The following is an 8,001-nucleotide window of genomic DNA, read 5'->3' as shown; positions in this document are numbered from 1 at the left end:
CCCGGCGGGCGGGTTCCGGTCGTGCATCGGGGTGCGCTCCGGCACGTCGGCCCTGCCGCGCTCGCCCTGCGGCCAGGGGGCGGGGGAGGAGAGGTTGGACCAGGCGCCGGAGGCAGGGTTCGGCGGCTCCGCCCACGCGGGCACGGGGTCCGGGACCGGCGGCCGCCCGGTTTGCGGGGAGGCCCCGGCGGCGCTGTGCTGCGGCCCGTTCGGCCATGACGTCGGTGCGCCCTGCGGCGGGGTGTCGGACCAGGAGGGTCCGCCCTGCGGCGGGGTGTCGGACCAGGAGGGTCCGCCCTGCGGCGGGGTGCCGGACCAGGGGGGCCCGGCCTGCGGTGGGGTGTCGGACCAGGAAGGTCCGCCCTGCGGCGGGGTGTCAGGCCAGGACGAGGGACCGCCGTGCGGCGGGGAGTCGGGCCTGGAGGGCGGTCCGCCCTGCGATGACGCGTCGGGCCACGAGGTCGGGACGTCCTGCCGCGGCTGTTCCGGCCAGGCGGCGTCGTTGCGGGGCGGCTCGGGCCAGGCGGCGTCCGGGCGGGGCGGCTCCGGCCAGGAAGGACCCGAGGCGTCCTGCCGGGGGAGGTCCCGGCCGGTGTCGGTGGGGAACTGGCGGGGCGGCTCGGGCCAGGGGCCGTCGTTGCGCGGCGGCTCCGGCCAGGAGGGATCCTGGTAACCGGTCCCCGTCGGGGCCTCCGGCCAGGACATGGGCACCTCAGGGGAGCCGGATCGGGAGGAGGGGGCCTCGCGCCGTGGCGCGTCCGGCCAGGATGAGGGCAGGTGTGGTCCGGAATTATCCGTTGCCATAGCTGCCGGCCCTCCCGAGGTTGTGTCCGGATCAACCGTTATATCCGGATTTGACTTCCCACGCATGATCTCATGGGATTTTCCAGGAGATACAGGTGGTTCCGCAGCGAAACGAGCGAAGCCATGAGGATCCGTGGGCGGATCCTGCAAGGGCAGGCCGTCCTCCGGTCGATCAGGCTCAGCTCGGTACACCATGGCGACAAGGGTATTCTTGAGGGACGAATGAGGTCACAACGGATACATCACCATCAGGTCTCGCTGGACCTGAAGGGCCCATTGTGCACACGGACCTCGATCAGGTGCCCGCATTCGACTAAACCTGCATTCGACTGACCGGGTGCGCTAGGCTTGACACATGCGTTCCGCGACCCTGCTTCTTAGCGGGCCGCGACGGCCCTGAGATATCGCCGTCGCGGCTGGCCCCTCGTTGTGTGCACGAGGGGTTTTCTTATGGGTCCGAATCAAGCCAGAAGGACAGTAGCCGTGAGTGAGTACGACCCGCAGGCGCTGCAGGCCAAGTGGCTGCAGCGATGGGAGGAGCAGGAACCCTACCGAGCCAGCGAAGACGCCGACGACCCCCGCGAGCGGCGCTACATGCTCGACATGTTCCCCTACCCGTCAGGCGACCTGCACATGGGCCACGGCGAGGTGTTCGCCATCGGCGACGTCGTCGCGCGCTACTGGATGCAGAAGGGCTACAACGTCCTGCACCCGATCGGCTGGGACTCCTTCGGCCTGCCCGCCGAGAACGCCGCGATCAAGCGCAACGCGCACCCGGCCGAGTGGACCTACGCCAACATCGAGACGCAGGCCCATTCGTTCAAGCGCTACGGCATCTCCTTCGACTGGTCGCGTCGCCTGCACACCAGCGACCCCGGCTACTACCACTGGAACCAGTGGCTGTTCATCCGCTTCTTCGAGCGCGGCCTGGCCTATCGCAAGGGCGGCCTGGTCAACTGGTGCCCCAACGACCAGACCGTGCTGGCCAACGAGCAGGTCGTGGCCGGCAAGTGCGAGCGCTGCGGCGCCGACGTCATCCGCCGCGAGCTGACGCAGTGGTACTTCAAGATCACTGACTACGCGCAGCGTCTGCTGGACGACATGCAGCAGCTGGACGGCTGGCCAGAGCGGCTGCTGACCATGCAGCGCAACTGGATCGGCCGCTCCGAGGGCGCCGACGTGCTGTTCCAGGTCGAGGGCCGCGAGGAGCCGGTCCACGTCTACACCACGCGGCCCGACACGCTCTACGGAGCCACGTTCTTCGTGGTCGCCGCGGACGCCGCGCTGGCCGACGAGATCGTCACCGACGAGCAGCGGCCCGCGTTCGAGGCCTACCGCGCCGAGATCGCCAAGCTGAGCGACATCGAGCGGCTGGCCACCGACAAGGAGAAGACCGGCGTCTTCCTGGGCCGCTACGCGATCAACCCGGTCAACGGGGAGCGCATCCCGGTCTGGTCGGCCGACTACGTCCTGTCCGACTACGGCCACGGCGCCATCATGGCCGTGCCCGCGCACGACCAGCGCGACCTGGACTTCGCCATGAAGTTCGAGCTGCCGGTGAAGGTCGTCTTGCACACCGGCCTGGCCGACCCGGGCGAGACCGGCGAGGCCACGCCCGGCGAGGGCACGCTGGTCAACTCCGGCCCGCTGGACGGCCTGAGCAAGACCGAGGCCATCTCCAAGATCATCGAGATCCTGGAGACTCAGGGCAAGGGCACGGGCGCGATCAACTTCCGGCTGCGCGACTGGCTGCTGTCCAGGCAGCGCTACTGGGGCACGCCGATCCCGATCATCCACTGCCCCGACTGCGGCGAGGTGCCCGTCCCCGACGAGCAGCTGCCCGTCACGCTGCCCGACCTGCGCGGCGAGGCTCTGGCGCCCAAGGGCGTCTCGCCGCTGGCCAGCGCCACCGAGTGGGTCAACGTCGAGTGCCCCAAGTGCGGCGGCCGCGCCCAGCGCGACACCGACACGATGGACACCTTCGTCGACTCGTCGTGGTATTACCTGCGTTACTGCTCACCCGGCTACACCGAGGGCCCGTTCGACGTCGAGCAGGTGCGCAAGTGGGGCCCGATCGACCAGTACGTCGGCGGCATCGAGCACGCGGTGCTGCACCTGCTGTATTCGCGCTTCTTCACCAAGGTCCTGCACGACATGGGCATGGTGGACTTCAACGAGCCGTTCCTGCGCATGCTGAACCAGGGCCAGGTGATCAACGGTGGCAAGGCCATGTCGAAGTCCCTGGGCAACGGTGTGGACCTGGGCCAGCAGATCGACGACTTCGGCGTCGACGCCGTACGCCTGACCATGGTGTTCGCCGGGCCGCCCGAGGACGACATCGACTGGGCGGATCTCTCGCCGGGCGCCTCGCAGAAGTTCCTGGCCCGCGCGCTGCGCGTGATGTCGGAGGTGACCAGCGAGCCCGGCGTCCCGTTCGAGGACGGCGACGTGGAGCTGCGCAAGGTCACCCACCACACCATCGACGAGGCCACCAAGCTGGTCGAGTCCTACCGCTTCAACGTGGCGGTGGCCCGCATGATGGAGCTGACCTCGGCCGCGCGCAAGGCCATCGACTCGGGCTGCGGCCCCGCCGACCCGGCAGTCCGGGAGGCCGCGGAGGCGCTGGCGATCATGCTGTCGCTGGTGGCCCCGTACACCGCCGAGGAAGGCTGGGAGCGGCTGGGCCGCACCGGCCCGGTCGCCTTCGGCGGGTGGCCGGTCGCCGACCCCGCGCTGCTGGTGCAGGAGTCGGTCACCTGCGTGGTGCAGGTCGCGGGCAAGGTGCGTGATCGCCTGGAGGTCTCGCCCGGCATCTCCGAGGAGGAGCTGCGGGCCCTGGCCCTGGCCTCGGAGAAGGTCGCCGCCTACCTGACGGGTATGCCGCGCAAGGTGATCGTCCGGGCGCCCAAGCTGGTCAACATCGTTCCCTAGAGGTTGCGCAACGCCGGCAGCAGCTCCTTCTCCGCCCAGTCGAAGAAGGGTTGCTGCTGGTCGTGCCCGATCTGGACCAGCGCCACGTGCGTGTAGCCGCTGTCGGCGAACTTCCTGACGCCCTGCACGACGGCGTCCACGTCGTCGCCGCACGGCACGCTCCTGGCTACGTCCTCCGGGCGTACCGTGCCGGCCGCCGCGGCGAAGTTCACCGGCCCGGGCAGCTCGGCCATGACCTTCCAGCCGCCGGCGGCCGCCCAGCGCCACAGCTCGTGCGCCCGCTGCTCGGCGGCGTCGGGGTCGGTGTCGTACGCGATGGGGAGCTGGCCGTAGACGGGCCTGCCCTGGCCGCCCGCGGCGTTGAACTGCTTGACCACGTCCGGCATCGGGTCGTTGACGACGAGCAGGTCACCGTGCTCGGCGGCGATCTCCGCCGACCTGCCGCCCGCGGCGGCGATGCCGATCGGCACGGGCTCCTCCGGCAGATCGTAGAGCTTGGCCGAGTCCACGTCGTAGAACTCGCCCTGACGGGTGACGTAGTCGCCGCTGAACAGCTCCCTGATGATCTGGACGGCCTCGGCGAACATCCGGTGCCTGGTGTCGATGGACGGCCATCCCTGGCCGATGACGTGCTCGTTCAGGTTCTCGCCCGAGCCGAGGCCGAGCGTGAACCTGCCGCGGCTCAGCACGCCCATGGTGGCGGCCTTCTGCGCCACCACGGCCGGGTGGTAGCGCATGATGGGGCAGGTCACGTACGTCATGAGCGGCAGCCGCTCGGTGACCTGGGCCGCGGCGCCGAGCACCGACCAGCAGTAGGGCGAGTGCCCCATCTCCTCGATCCACGGGAAGTAGTGGTCGGAGATGACCGCGTAGTCGAAGCCGATCCGCTCGGCCGTCGCCGCATGGTCGACGAGTTCGCGGGGCGGTGTCTGTTCGGACATCAAGGCGTAGCCGATTTGCACCATGCGTCCGGGCTACCCCAGTTTGTCCAGATTAGTTCGTTGGTCCGGAGATCATCGCTGGCCGAGCTCCTCGAGCACCAGCCCCAGGCCGATGCCCAGGAGCCAGACGTCCTTGGAGACGCCGATGCCCTCCGGGGACCCCGGGCTTGGGCGTTCCCTGGACGGGGCGATTCCTCTGGCGGGAGAATTCTTGGGCTGGGCTTGGGGGTGCGCATTAGTGTTCAGCTGTGACAAATGGCGAATACCTGAGATATCCGCATCTGCACGGTGACGTGGTCACCTTCGTCGCTGACGACGATGTCTGGCTGGCTCCCCTGGCGGGAGGAAGGGCCTGGCGCTTCACCGCCGACCGCGTACCGGTGTCGGATCCGAGATTCTCCCCCGACGGTGCCCGCATCGCGTGGACCAGCGGCAGGGAGGGCGCCCCCGAGGTGTTCGTCGCGGAGATCGACGGTCCCGAGGGCGAGCGGCTGACCCACTGGGGCAGCGCCACGACCGGGGTCCGCGGCTGGACCGACGACGGGAACGTGCTGGCGATCACCTCGGCGGGGCAGAGCTATCGCATCAGGAACTGGGCCTACGCCGTGCCGCTCGACGGCGGCCCGGCCACGCGGCTGCCGTACGGGTGGGTGAGCGACGTCGCCGTCAGCGGCGCGCGGGTCGCCACCGTGTCGGCGCTGTGGCGCGAGCCGTCGCAGTGGAAGCGGTACCGGGGCGGGATGGCCGGCAAGATCTGGGTGGACGCCGACGGCGCCGGGGAGTTCAGCAGGCTCTTCGCCGACAGCACGGCGCAGTACTGGTCGGCCGGCTGGGTGGGGGACAGGCTCGTCTTCCTGGCCGACATCGACGGCGCCGGGAACGTCTACTCCGCCCTGCCCGACGGCTCCGACCTGCGCAAGCACAGCTCACACGAGGAGTTCTACGCCCGGCACGCCACGAGCGACGGCGAGCGGGTGATCTACAGCCACGCAGGGGACCTGTGGCTGCTGGAGAGCCTGGACGCGGAGCCGTACCGGCTCGACGTGCGCCTCGGCGGGCCGCGGCCCGGTCGGGCCAAGCGGCCGGCGCCCATGCGGGTGAGCGCGTACTCGCCGGACGCCACCGGGCGGGCCAGCGCGGTCGAGATCCGCGGGACCGCGCACTGGGTGCCCCACCGCGACGGGCCGGCCGGCGCGCTGCGCGTGCGGCCCGGCGTCCGCGTACGGCTGCCGCGGGTTCTCGACGCCGACGGGCGGGCCGTGTGGGTGTCGGACGCCGGCGGTGAGGACGGGCTGGAGATCGGCACGCCCGGCGGCGAGGTACGCACGCTGGCCGCCGGGCAGCTCGGACGGGTGCTGGAGCTGGAGGCCGCGCCCGGCGGCAAGCACGCGGCCGTCGCCACGCACGACGGGCGGCTGCTGGTCGTCGACCTCGAGTCCGGGGACCTGCGCGAGCTGGACCGCACCACGCAGGGGGACATCAGCGGGCTGACGTTCTCGCCCGACTCCGGGTGGCTGGCTTGGGAGCACCCGCACCACGAACCGCTGTCGCAGATCAGGATGGGCCGGATCGACGGCACCTCGGTGATCGACGTGACGCCGGTGCGGTTCGCCGACTACGACCCGGTGTTCACCAAGGACGGCAAGCATCTGGCGTTCCTGTCGGTGCGGACGTTCGACCCCGTGTACGACGCGCACGTCTTCGACCTGTCGTTCCCCTACGGGTGCAAGCCGTACATCGTGCCCCTGCAGGCCGGGACCCCGTCGCCGTTCGACCCCTCGCTGCAGGGGCGGGGCTTCAACGGCGAGGACGACAAGCCCGCCAAGGACGACAAGAAGGACGACACGCCGCCGCGTACCGAGGTGGACCCCGAAGGGCTCGCCTCCCGCGTGGTGCCTGTGCCGGTGCCCTCCGGGCGGTACGGCAACCTGCGTACCGCCAGGGACGCCCTGCTCTGGCTGCGCTACCCGCTCACCGGGCGGCTCGGCGACGGCACCGAGCCGACGCAGGAGACCGTGCTGGAGCGCTACGACCTCAAGAAGCGCGCCAAGAGCGAGCTGGGCAAGGAGGTGCGTTCGTTCGAGGTCAGCGGCGATGGCACCAGGCTCGTCACCAATGGCAAGAACGGCCTGCAGACCCGCGCCGCCACGGAGGGGGATGAGGTCGTCACCATCGATCTCGACCGGGTCACCGTCCAGGTCGACCCGGTCTCCGAGTGGCGGCAGGGGTTCCAGGAGGCCGGGCGGCTCATGCGCGACCACTTCTGGCGCGAGGACATGAACGGCGTCGACTGGCAGGGCGTGCTCGACCGGTACGCGCCGCTGGTCGAGCGCATCGGCGCCCACTCCGAGCTGATCGACCTGCTCTGGGAGGCGCAGGGCGAGCTGGGCACCTCCCACGCGTACGCCGCCGCCCCCAACGGCGGCCCCGACCCGCGCCGCCGCCAGGGGCTGCTCGGCGCCGACCTGACCAGGGACGCCGACGGGGTGTGGCGGGTCGAGCGCATCCTGCCCGGCGAGACCTCCGACCACGCCGCCCGCTCGCCCCTCCTCGCCCCCGGCGTCGCCGTCCGGGCGGGCGACGCGATCATCGCGGTCGGCGGGCGTCCGGTGGATCCGGTACGCGGGCCGCTCCCTCTCCTGGCCGGGACGGCCAACCAGCCCATCGAGCTGACCGTGCGGCCCGAGTCGGGCGGCGACCCGCGGCGCGTCGTGGTCAGCCCGATCGCGGACGAGACCCAGCTGCGCTACCACGACTGGGTGGAGAGCCGCCGGGCCCTCGTCCGGCAGGCGTCGGGGGGCCGGCTCGGGTACCTGCACGTGCCGGACATGGTGGCGTCGGGGTGGGCGCAGCTCCACCGCGACCTGCGTACCGAGATGGCCCGTGACGGGCTGGTGGTGGACATGCGGGAGAACAGCGGCGGGCACCTGTCGGAGCTGGTGCTGGAGAAGCTGTCCCGCAAGGTCACCGGGTGGGCGCGGGCCCGCGGGTACGAGCCGATGCGGTATCCGGAGGACTCGCCGCGAGGGCCGATCGTGACGATCACGGACGAGTTCGCGGCCTCGGACGGGGACATCGTGAGCGCGGGGATCAAGAACCGCGGCATCGGGCCCCTGGTGGGGACGCGGACGTGGGGCGGGGTGATCGGGATCGACTCTCGGTACACCCTGGTCGACGGGACCCGGGTCACCCAGCCCCGGTACTCGTTCTGGCTCGAAGGGCCGGGGTGGGGGGTGGAGAACCACGGGGTGGATCCGGACATCGAGGTGGTGATCACGCCGCAGGATCGGGCGGCGGGGCGCGATCCACAGCTGGACAAGGCGAT

General features: G+C 70.9%; 3 protein-coding genes and 1 pseudogene. 2 read left to right on the top strand and 2 right to left on the bottom strand.

All coding sequences use genetic code 11. From position 1 onward, the window contains the following. Positions 1-705 (bottom strand): annotated as a pseudogene (locus EJK15_RS65615) (hypothetical protein); the annotation flags it as partial. A gap of 549 nt (positions 706-1,254) precedes the next feature. On the opposite strand from EJK15_RS65615, the gene leuS reads away from it, so the two are divergent. Beyond that, positions 1,255-3,735, top strand: coding sequence for a leucine--tRNA ligase (gene leuS / locus EJK15_RS65610; RefSeq protein WP_138720324.1), 2,481 nt, complete (start codon positions 1,255-1,257; stop codon positions 3,733-3,735). Here leuS and EJK15_RS65605 read toward each other — a convergent pair. Further along, on the bottom strand, positions 3,732-4,700 hold the full coding sequence (locus EJK15_RS65605) for a TIGR03557 family F420-dependent LLM class oxidoreductase (protein WP_138720323.1): 969 nt from the start codon (positions 4,698-4,700) through the stop codon (positions 3,732-3,734). The two genes, leuS and EJK15_RS65605, sit on opposite strands and share 4 nt — an antisense overlap. A 224-nt stretch (positions 4,701-4,924) precedes the next feature. On the opposite strand from EJK15_RS65605, the gene EJK15_RS65595 reads away from it, so the two are divergent. After that, on the top strand, positions 4,925-8,001 hold a 3,077-nt coding region (locus EJK15_RS65595), incomplete at its 3' end, for a S41 family peptidase (protein WP_138720321.1).

Source organism: Nonomuraea basaltis (assembly GCF_005893125.1).
Taxonomy (GTDB): Bacteria; Actinomycetota; Actinomycetes; order Streptosporangiales; family Streptosporangiaceae; genus Nonomuraea; species Nonomuraea basaltis.
This window is presented reverse-complemented; position numbering and strand designations above follow the sequence as displayed.